Source organism: Candidatus Villigracilis sp., from assembly GCF_057083605.1.
This window is the reverse complement of record NZ_JBXMTI010000023.1, coordinates 1-17,578: the sequence shown is the minus strand read 5'-3', so window position 1 is coordinate 17,578 and position 17,578 is coordinate 1. Positions and strand designations below refer to the sequence as shown.

The 17,578-nt window shown below is 48.8% G+C and carries 17 protein-coding genes; 5 read left to right on the top strand and 12 right to left on the bottom strand.

Annotated features, from left to right (window positions below; translation table 11 throughout):
- Positions 1-109 precede the first annotated feature (109 nt).
- Together AC14M5_RS04195 and AC14M5_RS04190 are read right to left on the bottom strand one after the other, a co-directional pair.
- On the bottom strand, positions 110-277 hold the full coding sequence (locus tag AC14M5_RS04195) for a hypothetical protein (RefSeq protein ID WP_484028381.1): 168 nt from the start codon (positions 275-277) through the stop codon (positions 110-112).
- Positions 274-1,389 carry a toll/interleukin-1 receptor domain-containing protein gene (locus AC14M5_RS04190; RefSeq protein ID WP_484028380.1) on the bottom strand — a complete coding sequence of 372 codons (1,116 nt, stop codon included), beginning with the start codon at positions 1,387-1,389 and terminating at the stop codon, positions 274-276. Before AC14M5_RS04190 ends, AC14M5_RS04195 begins: the two co-directional genes overlap by 4 nt.
- Positions 1,390-1,531: 142 nt before the next feature.
- On the opposite strand from AC14M5_RS04190, the gene AC14M5_RS04185 reads away from it, so the two are divergent.
- The gene (locus tag AC14M5_RS04185) at positions 1,532-2,029 is read left to right on the top strand and encodes an NUDIX hydrolase (protein ID WP_484028379.1); all 498 of its coding nucleotides are present in this window, start codon (positions 1,532-1,534) and stop codon (positions 2,027-2,029) included.
- Between the two features lie 139 nt (positions 2,030-2,168).
- Here AC14M5_RS04185 and AC14M5_RS04180 read toward each other — a convergent pair whose 3' ends face one another.
- On the bottom strand, positions 2,169-3,335 hold the full coding sequence (locus tag AC14M5_RS04180) for an ATP-binding protein (protein WP_484028378.1): 1,167 nt from the start codon (positions 3,333-3,335) through the stop codon (positions 2,169-2,171).
- A gap of 316 nt (positions 3,336-3,651) precedes the next feature.
- On the opposite strand from AC14M5_RS04180, the gene AC14M5_RS04175 reads away from it, so the two are divergent.
- The 3 genes from AC14M5_RS04175 to AC14M5_RS04165 all read left to right on the top strand — a co-directional run bounded on the left by AC14M5_RS04175 (position 3,652) and on the right by AC14M5_RS04165 (position 8,237).
- Positions 3,652-4,938 carry an MFS transporter gene (locus tag AC14M5_RS04175; protein ID WP_484028377.1) on the top strand — a complete coding sequence of 429 codons (1,287 nt, stop codon included), beginning with the start codon at positions 3,652-3,654 and terminating at the stop codon, positions 4,936-4,938.
- A 163-nt stretch (positions 4,939-5,101) separates the two neighbouring features.
- Positions 5,102-6,685, top strand: a complete 1,584-nt coding sequence (locus AC14M5_RS04170; protein WP_484028376.1) for a xylulokinase — start codon at positions 5,102-5,104, stop codon at positions 6,683-6,685.
- Between the two features lie 49 nt (positions 6,686-6,734).
- Positions 6,735-8,237: a pyridoxal phosphate-dependent decarboxylase family protein gene (locus AC14M5_RS04165; RefSeq protein ID WP_484028375.1), complete on the top strand. Its 1,503-nt coding sequence runs from the start codon at positions 6,735-6,737 to the stop codon at positions 8,235-8,237.
- Positions 8,238-8,353: 116 nt separating this feature from the next.
- On the opposite strand, the gene AC14M5_RS04160 is transcribed toward AC14M5_RS04165, so the two are convergent.
- The 6 genes from AC14M5_RS04160 to AC14M5_RS04135 all read right to left on the bottom strand — a co-directional run bounded on the left by AC14M5_RS04160 (position 8,354) and on the right by AC14M5_RS04135 (position 15,366).
- Positions 8,354-8,716, bottom strand: a complete 363-nt coding sequence (locus AC14M5_RS04160) for a hypothetical protein (protein ID WP_484028374.1) — start codon at positions 8,714-8,716, stop codon at positions 8,354-8,356.
- A 54-nt stretch (positions 8,717-8,770) separates the two neighbouring features.
- On the bottom strand, positions 8,771-10,072 hold the full coding sequence (locus AC14M5_RS04155) for a YeeE/YedE thiosulfate transporter family protein (RefSeq protein WP_484028373.1): 1,302 nt from the start codon (positions 10,070-10,072) through the stop codon (positions 8,771-8,773).
- A gap of 151 nt (positions 10,073-10,223) precedes the next feature.
- Positions 10,224-10,769, bottom strand: coding sequence for a YeeE/YedE thiosulfate transporter family protein (locus AC14M5_RS04150; protein WP_484028372.1), 546 nt, complete (start codon positions 10,767-10,769; stop codon positions 10,224-10,226).
- A gap of 121 nt (positions 10,770-10,890) precedes the next feature.
- Positions 10,891-13,587 carry a cytochrome b/b6 domain-containing protein gene (locus tag AC14M5_RS04145; RefSeq protein ID WP_484028371.1) on the bottom strand — a complete coding sequence of 899 codons (2,697 nt, stop codon included), beginning with the start codon at positions 13,585-13,587 and terminating at the stop codon, positions 10,891-10,893.
- Between the two features lie 5 nt (positions 13,588-13,592).
- Positions 13,593-15,026 carry a tetrathionate reductase family octaheme c-type cytochrome gene (locus tag AC14M5_RS04140; protein ID WP_484028370.1) on the bottom strand — a complete coding sequence of 478 codons (1,434 nt, stop codon included), beginning with the start codon at positions 15,024-15,026 and terminating at the stop codon, positions 13,593-13,595.
- Between the two features lie 10 nt (positions 15,027-15,036).
- Positions 15,037-15,366, bottom strand: coding sequence for an ArsR/SmtB family transcription factor (locus tag AC14M5_RS04135; RefSeq protein ID WP_484028369.1), 330 nt, complete (start codon positions 15,364-15,366; stop codon positions 15,037-15,039).
- Positions 15,367-15,534: 168 nt separating this feature from the next.
- Here AC14M5_RS04135 and AC14M5_RS04130 point away from each other — a divergent pair, with 168 nt between their 5' ends.
- Entirely contained in the window at positions 15,535-16,146 is a 612-nt protein-coding gene (locus tag AC14M5_RS04130) for a helix-turn-helix domain-containing protein (protein ID WP_484028368.1), read from the top strand.
- Positions 16,147-16,268: 122 nt separating this feature from the next.
- Here the strand turns inward: AC14M5_RS04130 and AC14M5_RS04125 are convergent, their stop codons facing one another.
- The 3 genes from AC14M5_RS04125 to AC14M5_RS04115 all read right to left on the bottom strand — a co-directional run.
- Positions 16,269-16,613: a metal-sulfur cluster assembly factor gene (locus tag AC14M5_RS04125; protein WP_484028367.1), complete on the bottom strand. Its 345-nt coding sequence runs from the start codon at positions 16,611-16,613 to the stop codon at positions 16,269-16,271.
- A 21-nt stretch (positions 16,614-16,634) separates the two neighbouring features.
- Positions 16,635-17,261: a helix-turn-helix transcriptional regulator gene (locus AC14M5_RS04120; protein WP_484028366.1), complete on the bottom strand. Its 627-nt coding sequence runs from the start codon at positions 17,259-17,261 to the stop codon at positions 16,635-16,637.
- Positions 17,262-17,390: 129 nt separating this feature from the next.
- The coding region (locus tag AC14M5_RS04115; RefSeq protein ID WP_484028365.1) for a hypothetical protein at positions 17,391-17,578 on the bottom strand (188 nt) is incomplete at its 5' end.

Sequence of the window (17,578 nt, the reverse complement as noted above, 5' to 3'; positions counted from 1 at the left end):
GCCAAAATGTTGCCAAAGTGTTGTGCGGAACACCAAAAACCAGACGCCTTTCAGCGTTTCTGTCCCACTTTTCAAAAATTATTTTTGAAAAGTGACTTTTTCGACAGTCTCAACGGTTTGCGTTACCCGCGCTGGGGCGGGCGGCGGAACGCCGTCCAACCAGAAAAATGATAAGGCGTAGAAAAAGGCTTGGAATCGCGCCAGAATCCCCAGCGTCGGGTGCACGCTGCACGCTTTGTTGGGCGCTGTTGTTATTACAAAAAACGTGCTTCATCATAATTCTACTCGTTTAACTTTCAATGCATCAACAACTCTATTGAACGCTTGTGAGAATATAACCTTATTGCGCTTAGCTTTTCGAAAATCAGCAATAATTCTTCTTCCAACCCGCTCTGCAAGAACTGGCTGTACGTCTTTCCATCCCGTCAAAACATAATCATCAAGCATAATAGGAAGTAAATAAGTTGCGCCACCATCTCTTGCTTCACGGTCAAGTGTTTCCTGAATTTCATTAACTACACCATTCCTGTTTAGCGAGTTTCGGGAACAAATCAGCAATACTCTATCTTGCTCTTGAATTTGTCGAAAAACTTCACTGTTAATGCGCTCACCAACACGTGCTGTCTCAGGGAAGAAGAAAACAACAACGTTATGTTCTTTAAGAGATTCGTACAATCTCCGTGCGAACGCTTCATCTGGTCCGCCATAACTGATAAAAGTGCTTTGCATCAGACTTCTCATAAGTGGTTCTCCTATTGCCCACGCACAGTCAATCATATACTCTGCAAAAATCTGCGGCACGCCGCAATCTATTAAGAATTTTTTCAAACTTGGATGTGTGTAAGATCGCATAACTGTTCGAGCATCAATATGAGACGGCGAGATATGTTTCACTCGACGCGCATCACAGAATGGGCGCACATCCATGTCGTCAAGATATGTTCCGTTCAATTGCACGCCGCTTAAAGTTGCACTCTCAAGCCTTGCCAGAGATAGGGAAGCATTTCCAAAATAGGTAGACTTCAAATTGGTATTAGTAAGGTCAGCTCCATGAAGAGACGATCCTGTAAAGTCGGCACTAGCAAGATTCGCTCCACGGAAGTTCGTCCAAATAAGGTCAGACGCATTAACAAAAGCATTTTCAAGTGATGCCCCTGTTAGATCTGCCGCTTTTAATTGAATGTGCGTAAGTTTAGCGTTGGAAAAATCTGCATATTGTAAGGATGCGCCAATAAATGATGCAGCTCTAAGATCAACGCCTGCAAAATTAGCACTATCAACATGAATATTATGGAAGTTGCGCCTACCGTTTTTATAAGAATCCAACACATCCGATGAAGTCATCGATACTACTTTGTTTGCATCTGGCTGAGTTGTAATTTTTTTCATGCTTTTAATTTTTCTTCCCTGAACTTATGGTAAGCGCCCAACTAGTGTTTATGCAGCGGATTGACGTATAACTACCTATGGGCGGTCATAGGTTAAAATATCATGAAAAAATTATAGCATAATCAAACTCAAGGAGGTCTTCATGCCCCAATCCGACCAGGGCATTACCCAGGATAGATACATGCTCGTCCCCCGCACTGCGATCTTTGCCCGCCGCGGAAATGAGTATTTATTAATTAAAGGTGCGCCCACAAAGCGTCTATGGGCTGGGAAATACAATTGCCTGGGCGGACATGTAGAGCGCGGCGAAGATGTGATCTCTGCGGCGCAGCGTGAATTGCTCGAAGAAGCTGGCGTCGCTGCCGATCTATGGTTGTGTGGCACGGTGATCGTGAATGCAGGGGAGGTGGGGATTTGTCTGTTTGTGATTTGCGGGGAAAATGTGCGGGGCGAGATCAAGGCTTCTAAAGAAGGAGCAGTTGAATGGATTGAGAAAGAAGCGGTACTTCATCTGCCAGTAGTGGAGGATTTGCCGATCCTCTTGGAGCGCATCCATAAGATGAATCGCGGTGACCCTCCTTTTTCTGCACGTTCATTTTACGATGCGGATGGAAGATTGCAGGTATTGTTCGGCGAATAAATTATCGGTATTTCTCTACCGTATATGAAATTATTTTTACCGCCAAGAGCACCAAGAACGCAAAGAAAGAAAAGATTTTAAGGTTTCTTAGCGCGCTTAGCGAGCTTTGCGGTGTAAATATACGGCAGCAAAATCGGTATTATTTCCACTTCAAAAGAGATATTGTAAATTTGCTTCCTTTGCCGGGTTCGCTTTCGACTTCAAGCAGCCCCTTATGTTGTTGGATAACCTGGCGTGTGATCGAAAGCCCAAGGCCCAGCCCGCTGTAAAGTTCATCCCCGCTTTTTTCGAGGCGCACAAAACGGTCAAAGATGCGCGGACGAATATCGGGCGCAATGCCCACGCCGTGATCTTCGACAGTGATTTTTACGTATTCACCTTGTTCCATAAAACGAATTTCAACCGTGCCAATTGGCGGGCTGAATTTTATGGCGTTATCCACCAGAGCAGTGATCGCCCGTTCGAGTGACTGCGCATCTCCCTGCACGTTGGGGATATTCCTTTCACCCTTAACCTTTAACGTAATATGCCTGTCTCGCGCTTTGCTTTCATACTTTGCCAATACCAAATGAACAACATCAACAATATTTACCGGCTGGAACTCGGCCAGCACCAGGTCTACCTCTTGCAGGAAGAGCAGGTCGTTGGTGAGCGTGACGATCTGGTCCACGTTGCGGGTGATCGTTTCCATGGATGCATCCAATTGATCGCTGGGGAGAATCCCTTTTTTGAGAGCGTGCAGATAGCCGCTTGCGATCATCAGAGGTGTGCGTAATTCATGAGCGATGGTTGTTAGGAATTCCTGCCTTGCGAGATCCTGCTCCGCCAGTTTTTGATAAGCATTCGCCAATTCAGCGGCGCGTAACCGCAGATCATCGATGGCAAGCTGGTCGTTCTGACGCAGCCGATTGCTGATCTCTCCGACCATTGCCATTGCCACGCTGGGGCTGCGTTTCAAAACGCGGTCAAAGCCTTCCTTCTCCAACTCAAGCACGATCACATTGGTCAATGACTTGACCGTTGCAGCCCGTGGCGCATTATGGATGAGAGCCATCTCGCCGAAGAAATCTCCCGCGGTGAGTGTTTTCAATAATCGTTTATCTGTGTTGTTGATTGTTTTGGTGACCTCGAAATCCCCTTCGAGGATCATGTAAAAAGTATGCTCGAGCGCATCCTCGTTGCATATCACTGTGCCCGCAGGGTAGGTCTTGATGCGGCTGTTGACAATGATCTCCTGCACTTCATCTGGTTTAATACCAGGAAATGCACGTGGGATAATCTTGGCGGGAGTACGGATCGTGGTCATAAATAAAGCAACCTGTTTTCTCGATTTTATCACGCGCAAATGGATAAACTTCCACCCATTTGGACTATTTTCACCTCCGCGTAAGACCCCGCAATACATGCGCATCAAAGCTCAACATCAAACTAATACCTATCTCAAAAATTTCGTGTCGCTCTCCCGAAGGACATCGGGACGATGTGAGGGAGCGTTCTTCGCGACCGAAGAGTCTCGTGCCTTCAGAGTAGAGACCCTTCGCTACACCGCGCTGCAACAAACGTAGTGCGGCGCAGTATCGCTCAGGGAGTCACTTTGAGGTGGCTTATAAAAAGGATACAACTTGGCCGATATTATCGAACGTCCATCTCTTCTTCAAACCTATACAGGTAGTTTTGCTCCACTCAAAAATCGCAACCTCAGAATCTATCTTGGCGGGCAGGCCATCTCTCTTCTCGGCACCTGGATGCAATCTGCCGTGCAAAGATGGGTGGTCTGGGAATTAACCGGCTCCGAATCTGCCCTGGGGGTTGTGGTGATGTTAAACAGCTTGCCGCTATTTCTATTAGCTCCCTGGGCTGGCGGAATCGCAGACCGCTTCAATCGCCGCTTTATCCTGCTTGCCACTCAAAGCATTGCCATGTTCCTGGCATTTTCCCTTGCCCTCCTCATCCAAACAGACCTGATCCAAATCTGGCACATCTACCTCTCTGCGCTGATCCTTGGAATCATCACCGCGTTGGATTTCCCCGCTCAACAGGCCTTCATTGGCGATCTCTCTGGTATGGGGCAGGTGCGGCAGGCCGTCACATTGAACATCATGGCATTGCAAGTTGCGCGTATGGTCGGCCCGGCTGCGGGAGGTTTCCTGCTTAAAGCGGTTGGCAATTCCATTTCCTTTTGGATCAACGGATTGAGCTTCCTTATGGTGTTGATCAGCCTCGTGCTGGTGCGTTCACATCAAGCCGAACATCCACGCCGCGATGCAAGGGGACAATTCCGTGAGACAGTGGATTTCATCCGCTCACAGCCGCGCATGGTCGATCTAATGATCTTCGCCGCCTTCGTGACCTTTTTTGGTCTCTCCGTCTTCAACATTCTCCCCTCTGTGGCAGATACCGTGCTTCACGGTGATTCACAAACTTATGGTTTATTATTTGGTTCATCAGGTGCAGGCGCTTTGATTTCCACTCTCTTTTTACTTCCACTATCACAGGCCGCCAAACGCATTGGTCTGATCATCGCTGCCGCTGCTGCATGGATGGGAGCCTTCTTTCTCCTGCTATCACAATCTACCGTACTTACAATATCCATGATCGCAATCTTCTTTATCAGCCTCGGTGCTCCACTTGTGTTGACCACAGGTTTGGGCGTCATGCAGATTATGTCACCCGGCGACATGCGTGCGCGTATCATCAGCCTCTTCACCATGCTTACTTTTGGTTTACAGCCGATCTCTTCCATCGTGATTGGTTACTCAGCTGAAGTCCTTGGAGCACAGACTGCCATCCTCATCAATGCTATTTGCCTTTTCAGCGGTGCCGCCCTCATGTTCCTCTTCCGCAATGGATTGCGCACCTGGGAATTGCAACCAGTTGTTCCGCCGATCATTTCCTCGAAAGGGAATTGAAAAGAATGAAAACGGAGTCCAACGACTCCAGTCGTTGGACTCGCGCCGCCAAAGTCTGGAGACTTTGGACTCCGACACTTATAAAAAGCATAGTTGGCTTTAAACAAATGTTGGAGTATCATCGCCCTGCTTCTCATAATAAATTCTTAAATCGAGGCGGACAATGCCATCCACAGACAAATACATTCTCGCAATTGACCTCGGCACATCGGGTCCCAAAGTTGCAATATTTTCCACGCAAGGCGAATTGATCGGCAGTGAATTTGAGGAAACACCGGTGGTACTTCCAGCGGGCGGCGGGGCTGAACAATCTCCCAAAGATTGGTGGGATGCAATCGAAAAAGCGGGCAAACGTTTGCTTGCCAAAGAATTGGTGAACAGCGATGATATCGTTGCAATCGCCTCCACCGCGCAATGGTCAGGCACGGTTGCAGTAGATCGCGATGGCAACGCGCTCAGCAATGCAGTCATCTGGATGGATTCGCGCGGTGCTCCATACATCCATAAACTAGTTGACGGCCCGCTCAAAGTTGAGGGGTACGGGTTGGTAAAACTCCTGAATTGGATTCGGTTAACGGGTGGCGCTCCGGGTAATGCAGGCAAAGATCCGCTCGCGCATATTCTATATCTCAAAAATATTCACCCCGATATTTATCAGCGCACATACAAATTCCTCGAACCCGTGGATTACATTGGCCTGCGCCTCACAGGTCAATTTGCCGCGTCATACAACTCGATCACTTTGAATTGGATGACGGATAATCGGGACATCGAGAACGTGACCTATCACGATGGCCTGATCAGACTCTCGGGGATAGACCGCGCGAAACTACCTGACCTGAAACCTGCCAATGCGATCCTTGGAAATCTCCGCCCCGACATTGCCCACGCCTGGGGTTTGCGCGAAGATGTCAAAGTGCTGATGGGTTCGCCGGATGTTCACTCAGCCGCCGTCGGGTCTGGCGCGGTGCGTGATTTTGAACCACATCTATATATTGGGACGTCAGGCTGGTTAACTTGTCATGTCCCATTCAAGAAAACTGATCTATTCCATAACCTGGCAGCGCTTCCTTCTGGCATACCGGGACGTTATCTGCTTACCAACGAACAGGAATGTGCTGGCGGATGTTTGCAGTATTTGCGGAACAACATTTTCTTCCCGCAGGATGAATTGCCCACTGGCCCAAATCCTTCAAATGCTTATAAGTTACTCGACCAGATCGCGGAGCGCACTCCCGCAGGCAGCGATAAATTGATCTTCACTCCCTGGCTTTACGGAGAACGCGCGCCTGTTGACGACCATCTTGTGCGCGGCGGATTCTATAATCAATCGCTCAATACGACTCGTGCGCACATGGTACGCGCAGTCTTTGAAGGTGTGGCCTACAATGCGCGTTGGCTGTTGAAATATGTGGAGCAGTTCAACAAACGGCCAGTGGAAGCTCTCAACATTGTGGGAGGCGGAGCGAAGTCAAATATATGGTGCCAGATACACGCGGATGTGTTGAACCGTCCCATCCGCCAGATTAAAGATCCAATTGAAGCCAATGTGCGCGGCGCGGCGTTGCTGGCCTCGGCTGGGTTGGGTTACCTGAAATATGATGAAATTGGCACTCGTGTACGAGTCGCCAATACGTATACACCGAATCCAGACCATCGCAAAATTTACGACGAGTTATTTCATGAGTTCGTTGCGATCTATGAAAGCAATCGTAAAATTTACGCACATTTGAATCGACAGCATTAATCGGAATGCGGACTTAAGTCCGCGCTCCTCGAAACTTTGGAGAGCATTCATGAGTTGGAAAGATAGCATCATTAAACAACTGGGGAAATTAAATCCACGTCTTTTAGCATCTGTTGAAAAGGGGATGAAAGCCATCCCGGGCGTCAGCCAAAAGATCGAAGATGAATATGCTGAGATCATGGTCGAGTTGGAAACTTCAGCCAAGCCATATAAAAACAAATTCACTTCCTTCACGCAAATCCCTGAGAGCGGGCGCAGCCACGCGGACATTCTGCGCGAAATGGAAGCCATGCGCGCGCAGGAAGAATCACATTGGAAGGATGGCTTTGTTTCGGGTGCGGTTTATCATGGGGACCAGAAGCATATTGATTTTCTAAATCAAGTCTATGCCATCAACTCGCAGAGCAACCCACTCCATGCGGATGTCTGGCCCAGTTCAACAAAATTTGAAGCGGAAATTGTAGCAATGACGGGGAATATGCTCGGCGGGGCAGGGCAGGATGTTTGCGGAACCGTATCATCTGGCGGTACCGAAAGTATCATGCTGGCGATGAAAACATATCGGGATTGGGCGCGGGAGAAGAAAGGTATTACAAAGCCTGAGATGATCGTTCCGATAACCGCACATGCCGCGTTTGATAAAGCTAGTCAATATTTCAACATCAAAACCATCCACATTCCAGTGGACGAAAATTTTCGTGCAGATGTGAAAGCCGCGAGAAAAGCGGTTACAGCGAATACGATTGTGATTGTAGGCTCCGCGCCCTCTTTCCCGCATGGCGCAATTGACCCGATTGCAGAATTATCCGAACTTGCGCGACAGCACAATATTGGTTTTCATGTGGATGCGTGTCTGGGCGGATTTGTTTTGCCGTGGGCTGAAAAATTGGGATACCCTGTGCCGCCGTTTGATTTCCGCTTGCCGGGTGTAACATCCATGTCGGCAGATACGCATAAATACGGGTACGCCGCAAAAGGCACATCAGTCGTTTTGTATCGCGGTCAGGAACTCAGACACTTTCAGTATTACACGACTACAGAGTGGCCCGGTGGTTTATATTTTTCGCCCACTTTTGCAGGCAGCCGACCCGGGGCATTGAGTGCCGCATGTTGGGCAGCGATGACCGCAATTGGAGCAGAGGGATATTTGTCTGCAACCAAAAAAATACTCGAAACAGCCGATATTATCAAAAAGGGTGTTCGCGAAATCCCTGAATTACATGTTTTAGGTGAGCCACTTTTTGTCGTAGCATTTGCATCAGAATCGATAAATGTTTACAAAGTATTGGATTACATGTCGCATAAAAAGTGGAGTTTGAACGGGCTGCATAAGCCAACCTGCGTACATTTATGCGTCACACTGCGGCATACTCAACCCGGTGTTGCGGAGCGCTTTCTATCCGATTTGCGCGAAGCCGTTGAACATGTCAAAACGCATCCCGAAGAAAAAGGGACAATGGCTCCTGTCTACGGCATGGCTGCGACTTTGCCTTTGCGCGGCATGGTCAGTGACTTGCTCAAGAAGTATCTGGATTTGATCTTCAAAGCATAGCAGCAAGGATGAGGGTGAAGCAAAAATCGCACGAATTATCTCGCGCGATTTTTGCTTCACTGATTACTGAAAACTGATTAATGCTCTATTTGCATGTACTGCACAAGTGCAAGCCCTCAGATAGTTTTTGCAGATCGTAGTGCCAAGCCAGTCCAAATGGCGGCCAACAAATCTACAATTCCAACCAGAACAAGAACTGGCTTGACGAATCCTAACAGCACAAAAGTAGTGAGAAAGACAATGACCGTTGAACGGGTATAAACAGTCCATTGGAAAAAGTCGGTCAGTTCTTTGCTTGCTGCCTGGATGCAGTAGAAGGCAATGAAGAGTAGTAACATTCCGACAACTCGAACCCAGACTTCATTTGTACTTGGAATGCCGAACAAAGCGAATGCAGTATTGGGTGTCACTACCAAAATACCGCCGAAGCCAATTAGATAGATACCAAATACGAATATGCTCTTGGCAGCATTGCTCACCTTTTCTCTCCTTGTGATTTCAGGATAGGTCTCATAATGAACGAGAGGGCTAACTTATCCGCAGCCACCGCCAGATTTATCACGTTTCAACTGCAATTTGATCTTGGCTTCGAATTCCAGTTTTTCATACTCTTGTGGGTCGGGGTCACATGACTCGTAATTGCTGCCCAATGCCGCAGGGAAGATAAAGCCCAATTGATCGTCACCAACATTCGGGGCGGATTGAAGCGTTTTGTCATCCTTGCCAAAGAATGCGATCCAGTTATTGACTCCGCCTTCGAGGATATACGCGTTCTGTACACTTGATCCAACCAATATCTTCCACGCATCCACCGCTGCGGTTTCGTCGTTGCTCATCACAATGAAGACTGTGTTCGCAGGTGGCTCGGAGAGCAGAACGGGCATGACCTCCAGCAGACGTTCCAGCGGCACATTGACCGCGTCATTGATGTGATATAGGTTATAGTCCGCCTCGGAGCGCACATCCAAATAGATGGGGTTCATGGCCTGGTTGTATTTGGCTTTGAAAGCTTCGGCGGGGGAAGTGAACACCAATCGATTTTCAAGCATTTCGTCCGCAGTGTAGGTATAGGTATTGACGATGGGGTCTGCGTTCAATTGCTCGATGGTCTCAGTGCGTGTGAATGTTACTTTGTTATATCTATCCACCAGCGAGGGACTGCCAATTGCCAACACTGCGACTGATGCAGCAAATAATGCCACTGCACCTGCCACGCGGAGTTTGGGTTCCTTGCTCAGATCTTTTTTGCCGAAGATACGTTCCAGTTGTTCGCTGCCCCAGAACATAAAGAGCGCCATGAGGACGACGATCACGACGACTGTGCCAACGGGAATTCCAAAAACCTGATCGAGAGTGACACGGCCAAAGTAACCCGCGTTGGTGTACCAACCATCAAAGTATTTTTCGGTTTCGCCGAAGAGGAACGCGCCAACGAATCCGCCCAGCATGAATAACATGCCGTCGATCTTACCTGTTGATGCGGAGGCGAGCGAAGTGGTGGGGCAGAACCCGCCAACGATGAAGCCGACGCCCATTATCAAGCCACCGAGAATACCCGAGGCGAGATAAGTTGGATTGACCCATACCTGACTGAAATCGAGAATGCCAAGCCCGACTGCGCCAAACAACAAAACCATTGCTACGGCAATCGCGGTGAACATGACTTTGAGTACGGTCAATTCTGTGAAATAAAATTGCGCCGCGAGTTTTCTTGAATCACCAAAGCCAGACATTTCAAGTGTGTAGCCGAATGCAAAACCGATTACGGCGAAGAGCACATAAGTCCACGGGTTGGCCGCGCTGACTGCTATAAGAGATGGGAGAGGAAAGTTCATTTTGTTTCTCCTTCAGTTTCATCTGGTGGTCGAGTAGGCGGTGCTTTTCCGCCGTATCGAGACCACATTATGAAATTTTATGTTTACTTTTTATTGCTGGTTTCGATACGGGCGAGAAATACACTCGCCCTACTCAACCAGCAGAATATTGTTACAACCACAACTTCCTGACAAAATATGCGACAGCATATGCGCCGCCGAAGATGGCAAACATGACGACCCATGATCCAGCGGATAGAGTTGCGCCGCCTGAGAGTGCCTGGCCTGATGTGCATCCACGTGCCAGGCGTGCGCCGTAGAGAAAGATCACACCACCCAGGAAAGCCATCAGCCAGCGTGTGCGGTTGGAAATGTTTGGGCCTTTGGTTGTTATTAATTTGAGTCGCCCGTTGAACGCGCCAGATGTGAATCCGCCGAGCAGCGCGCCGAAGAACACAGGCACGATCCAATCGTCCAGCGGATTTTTATCTCCGCCCGCCATCTTCAAAAGGTAAGGTGTGTTATCCACGTGAGAGGGTGCGATGGCATCCACAATCGCGGTGTCGATGCGGCTAGTCGCACCCGATGAACCAAGCCCATTGCCCGTCAGGAAGAATGCAAGGAACAAAACAATTCCCAGCACCACTCCGCCAAAGTATGGATGCACGTATGGTTTTTCAGGTCGGTTGAATATTGATTTTCTGGTTTGAGTAGTCATTTGATACTCCTTTTATCATCTGTCGTTGCGAGGGCGTTCTTACTCTCTGCCCGAAGCAATCTCCCCGTTGTTGGGGATTGCTTCGTTGCTCCGCTCCTCGCAACGACATTACTTTTTTTACTTACGCTTCAGGCACTTCCACTTCTTCATAGCCAGTCACCATGCCACGCATGGCTTCAAGCGGAGTTGCGCCAGTGGTGGTGAGATAAACATGGCCGACGATGAAGGATGCGAACAGCCAGGCCATCAATGTGTGCATCGGGGCAAGGAAGGTCAGCCCGCCGAACCAGGTTTGGATGGAGGGGATTTTCTGAACCAACCACATCATCATACCGGTAATTCCCTGCAACGGGAGCAGGACGCCCAACAGGCCGATGTATGTGATCATTTGCAAGGGATTGAATTTTCTTTCCTTCGACTTGTGGAATGGATGGGGCTCGTGTTTGAACACACCCTGGATATAGTATTTGGCCTGCGCGATCATCTGGTCGATGAAACCGTAGGGGTGGGGGATGTATTGCTGGATCTCGCCGCTAATAACATGCCAGAGGATCGAGATCAAGGCATTGATCGCAAGCAGGGCGGCTAGTACATTGTGGATGGTTACGATGTAGCGGAAGGAGAAGGCACTGAACAGATCGGGGCGATGGATGACAAGTCCCGTCATTAGCAGTATGACGATAGCGATGGTTTGCAGCCAATGCCAAAACCGTTCGTAGGCTTCGTACATATAAACGGGCTTTGTTTCGAGGGTGTGCTTGCCGCGTCTGCGTGCTACGATATATCGAATTGTGCCGTGCCCGGCCACTCCTACAACTGTGCCCATGAAGAGCAGCGCACCGAACCAGTCAATCCACGAAATGCGATTGTGGCCGAAGATGTAGGTCTTGTCATTTTCGTTGATAGGGTTGTAATACAGCGCACCGTTCTCGTTGACAATGCTTCCTGTGGCTGTCACGTTTATATCCGTCACAAATTCAGGGGTTACGCCAACAGGGGCGGAGTCTGCTAGTAGCAGCGGGGTAGTGACGCGCGAGTCGGCATTGTGGCAAGTGGCACAGTCCCGTGTGGCGGATTTGCTGTCCACGACATTGTGGTTGATTGAGTAGGGCTGTACCTGTCCCTCGATGCGGACGTTGCTTAGGCCAAGCGCTTCAAGTTTGCCTGCAATGAGATTTTGTTTGGCCTTGGTATCAAGCACAAGTTCTTTGTCAGAAAGTTTGCCGTCGCCATCACTATCGAAGGCGGAGAGGACATCAGCAGAGTAAACGCCGTTGTCGAGGTAGACAGCCTCCAAATCTACCTGACGGATTGGGCGTACATTGCTATTCTCGTCTTCGTAAACCCAGAAGAATGATGTGATCAAATTGTATGGTGCAAATAGTATCTTGCCATCTTCGATATCGGTGCGCTGCATCAGTACAGGCTGAAAGCCCGTTACAAGGTCGGTGGTGGTGTTTGTGCCATCAATACCGCGGCATTCAGTGCGAGCCGTACCATCGAGACGTAGCACTGTCCAATCCATAGTGGAGTAGGCAGGCGCGTACATTTTTGGAATATGGCAGGTTTCGCAGGCGATTACCTGCATATGACGATCATTGTAAGGAAGCCAGCCCACATGTGACTTGTTGGTGTCGTGGCAGGATTCGCAGCGGCGCATGGTGCTTTTGAATTCGGGTGCAACGTTGAATTGCGCGCTGACGCCACGTGCAAAGTTATGGTCTGGCCTTTCGAGGTATTCATCGATTTCAAGCTTGCGCGGGTCATAGAGGAGGTGACTGGGATTGTCATCCTGAGTTTCGAGCACATGTGCAGGATTATTAGGTGCAAAGTGGCAATCTGTGCATTGAAGCTGACGTTCGGCATGAATATCCCACGAACGATTGAGCGCCTCTTTGTTGCTAAGGTTGATACCAGATTCGTTGATGCGTTGTGATGAGACAACTTGTCCAGTTGTGGCGGTCTGCACATAATTCAAATCACAGGCACTGATGGTGAGAGGTTCTTCCGTTTCGGGGTGAACTTCGCCATGGCAGGTTGCGCAATTTGAATTGGTGGGGTCTTGAATACCAATGGTTTCGCTCTTGAGTTCACCAGTTTCTGTGAAGGCTTCTAAATTCCAAGCCCAGCCTTCGCTGGATTTACTGACGATGTTCAAGCCGATCAATGTGGCAGTGTTTGCATTTCCAAATTCGCCTGCATGGATAGCTGCGGAGCGTGCTTCAGTATTAGGGGTTTCAAGATGACACAGGAAGCAGTTCATTTCCATCGTGCCAGATTTATCCCAGTTCCATGTGGAGGCGGAGCCGCTCCCATTTAGTATCGCTGTTTCAGGATTGCTTTTGCTGATGGAGAGGTCAGTCAACGCCTCACCGTCTCGCGAGGTGGTGGCGGGGCCGCCACCGACGACTCGGTCACCGTAGAGCATGAGCCATTCGGCTGTGCTGAGGTCAAGAAGTTCATCGCCTTCCTGTGTGAGATAGCGATAGATGAGCGGGTCCCATTGACCGAAGATGCCGTTGCTGGCATTCCATGAGTCTTCGCTGGCTTGGTAATCGGATAAACCCAGATCAGAGTGGAAGGCATGTTGCGAGATGAATTCGGTATCGTGGCACTGTCCGCAAGTTTGCATGGTGGAGATGGCGTTATTGCTTTCAAGTACGTTCACGCCGTCTGCATCGAGCAGGGTAAAGTTCGGATGTAGAACTGAGGCTTGAGATGTTGAAGCAGGTTCAGGCGAGGCAAGAACCGTGCTAAATCCAAATACAAGGATCAGGGTGAGAAGTCCAGCAAGTGTAATGAGTGTATATCGTTTCATGATAATTATCTCCCGCCCCATTCAATGGGATCACCGATGTAGCCAAGGGCTTCCCAATCCATGCGGCCATTTTCACCGTGACAGGAGTCACATTGCAGCGCGTTGTCAGCGGGTTGAACCATGTGGGTGGTAGGCCAGTACATGTAAGTTTCAGTGAAGCCGTATTCGCCGCTGTAATCAAGGCCGGTGATAGGCGCAGCAAGTTCGAAGGCGCTATCCCAATCGAAGGTTGTCCAGAAACCGTCCTTGCCGGCAGTGACCGGCTGAAGCAGGTAATTATTTTTTACATCGTAGGGCTGCTTGGCGATGTGCAGCTTGAAGGGAAATATCTTCGCGGTTGTGTCTTCGATGCTGCCCGCAGGTTTGTTGATGTAAGTGGGGCCATTCGTGCTGATCTTGTCGCCGAGGATGTAGCGATATTCGTTATTGCCGTTGAACCAGAGGTAGGTTGGTTTGAAATTCTTTTCGTAGACGAATTCGCCCTTAATCTTGAGATAGGTGAAGTGATCGTCTTCGCGTCCTTCCTGGCCCGCTTGTGACCAGTCCCAAGTGACTTTGGTGGGGTCTTCGAGCGCCATGGCAGGGATATGGCATGTTTGACATGCGACAGAAGCCAAGTGTGTATTGATGCGTTCATCTTCATGCTTTTGATCCACATGACATTGTTCGCATGAAACTTGTTCTTCTGGATCAATGGTGTAATTGTCGGCTACCATGCGACCCAAAATTTGATGATCGGTTGTGACATGGCAATCGGTGCATTGCATATTGAGTTCGCCGCCCATGTGCACGTCGAGGTTTTCATCGGGAAAATATAGACTCTCGTCGAGGTCGCCATGTTTGACGCCGTTACCGCCGCCGCCGTCAAAGTGACATTTGCCGCAGTTCTCACGTGTAGGGGCGCGTACGCTTTGTGCCGCGGCTAATAGATCAACACCTTCAGCGGGATTGCCGAACAGACCTTTGCCGTATGAACCAGAGTCGGCGTGGCAGGCGAGGCAATCTACATTTTCGGGGCTGGCTTGCTGGGTTTCCTTGCCTTGTTCCCAGCCATAACCCGCGTGACAGGTCATGCATTTATTTTCATTGCCCTGCGAACCAATGCAAAAGTTGTTGATCTGGTTGATCTTGCCGATGGTCACATCTTCATCGCGCCAGGGAACATCGAAGGCCTTTGATTCCCACGTCCAGTGAGTTGTCTTCATTAGATCAGTCGCGGCGTCTTCGTGACATTCAAGGCAGGCGCGTGTAACATCTTGTCCCGTTTTGAATTCACCTTGGACAATATCTTTATGATCCACATGAACAGCTTTAGTGGGGATGTAGGCCGCGGGATCATTCTTTGCTTGAGCGCGGGGCAGAAAGAAGAGGACTGGGATGAGAATCAGCAATATGATGCCGAGCAAACCCAAGGTCCAGAAAGGGAATCGCTTTTTCATTAACATTCTCCTAATTGTTTATCAGGTCCGCTTGATGTGCGAGTCTTTCACGCATGATGCTTCGCATGAGATCCAGCGCCTGAATGAGTCTTATATCTGAAAGATGATAGGTGATGACTGTGCCTGTGCGGACGGCGTATACAAGCCCTCGTTCGCGCAGGACTTTGAGATGCCGCGACGTAGTTGGTTGATTCAACCCGAGCTCATTAGCGAGCTCGGTGACGTTGTGGGGTGAGTCATTGAGAGCGTATAAAATAAGAAGGCGGCTGGGGTCCGAGAGCGCCGCGCAGAAATTTGCCTCAAGCTGGGTGATTTCCTGGTGTAGAGAAGGAGTGACCATAAGAACCTGCCTATATGTGAATAAACGAATATTTCCATGCACATCATAATATTGTGACGGTTTGTACAATAGTGGAGTGTGTCATATTAACTTTCGTTTAATGTCACATTTAGTGGGTGTATAATCCAGGCAGGATTGGTAGGATTACAGAAGAGAATGGAGACAACAATGGAATCATTTGCAAGAGAAGCAATGTCGGTGGATGTGGCATCACGTTTGCGTGAATTGCGGGAGGGGAGAGGAATTTCCATGCGGACTCTTGCCACAAGGAGTGGGTTGTCGGCCAATGCGCTTTCGATGATAGAGCGCGGTAAGACTTCACCATCGGTCAGCACTTTGTATAAATTAGCAGATGCGTTGGGAGTTTCAATTACCGCGTTCTTTGGCGCAGAAAGTGAAAAAAAACAGACCGTGTTTTTGAAATCGGATGAGCGTACACGTATCTCATTCACGCGTGGCGTATTTGAAGCTCTGGGTGGGGAACAGTTTATTGGGCGGGTGGAGCCGTTCATGCTTACCCTGGAGAGCGGCGCTTCGTGTGGTCCGCATGGCATGGTACATACGGGACATGAGTTTGTATTTTGCCTGCGTGGTCAATTGGATTATTTTGTCGAGAAAGAAGTTTTCCACCTCGAAGCAGGAGACAGCTTATTGTTTGCTTCTAAATTAAGCCACCGTTGGCGTAACCCAGGCACACATGTGACGAATGCTCTGATCATTATTTCTGGTTTTGCAGAAGGTGAACAGCCCCACGCGATGCACTGGAAAAAAGGGGAATGAGGAAGCGGTGAAGAATGAAAAGAAAGAGGAAAGTTAAAAGCAAAAGACGCCTATCCAAAAGGGATGGCGTCTTTTATGTTATTGTTTATCACACTATCGGACTAATAAACTGCCCAACTCACTTAAGCGTACATTCCCCAATCCAACGCTGAAGGATCTTCCATCATGGAAAAATCCCACATCTCCATGCCCATTTCAATGGTGACAGGCATGTTGAGTCCCTCAGTAGCCTTGGCCTTTGTCATTTCGATCATGGCAGGGCCATAAGGGCAAAATGGTGTGGTGAGGATCATCTTGAGGCGGGCGATGTTGTTTTCAATTTCGACATCGCGGATCAAACCCAACTGGATGATGTTCATGCCAATTTCGGGATCGATCACCTCAGAAAGGCTTGCGCGGGCTTTCGGTACGATATCAGGATGTGTAGTGTGGATGGTCCACTGGATTTCTTTAATTTCTTCGCTCATGTTACCTCGTCTTGTAAGTATTTACCTGGCTTTCGCTACTGCGGGCTGAATGACATAGGTGCAATGTGTGCCGCCACTCAGAATGCACTCAACCTTGTTTGCAGGTAAGGCCAGCATTTTGGAAATCAGAGTTTGGTCTACCGTGCAGACTTCAGGATGTGCAATACCAATTTGGTAGTATGGGCAGGATATTTCGTGGATCTGATATTGACCGTCTTTCTTCTCCCATTCCACTGTAAAACCTTCCTGCGCCAATATATCTTTGACAAAGTCAAGCCGTTCTTCCATACTCAGGTTTTTGATATCGTTGGCGTAGTCACCGGCCAGGTCTTCTGCGATCTGACTGAACAACTTTGCCACTACAGGCCCAGGCATTGTTTCCTTCATCTGTGAAAGTAAGCGTGTAGTCAATTGCATGTAACGGGTGGGGAAACGTTCCATGCCTTCATCTGTAAGGATATATACCAAACGAGGACGTCCCACCCCATGGCGTTCCTCTTGACCCTCAACCAGCCCTTCCATTTGGAGGTTGGTAAGGTGGTGACGCACAGAAATAGGATTGATACCAACGGCCTCTGCCAAATCATTTATAGTGGAGCGCGGCTTTTTTAACAGGGTCTGTAAAATCTTGTCTCGCGTAGATTTCATAATAAAGAGTATAACAATCCTGCTTTGGTTTGTCAATATATTAGATAATTATCATAAATATTTATTGGATTTCCTTAGTGGACAATTCAAATGAGTTGGAAAGTTTGTTGCTACTAGATTATTCTATTTCTACTCACGTTTCGCGAGATTGAAATTTCCATTAGGAGAGGTGATAGTGACTGTGTAGGTAGGTGACCACTGGCTCCAATTTCCAGTTGCATCCCGCACCTTTACATGCCAGTAATAAGTACCTGCCTTCATGTAGGGTGGGAGATAATAGGTCTTGCTTGTGTTGATCGTGAAGGTGGGGCTTGAAA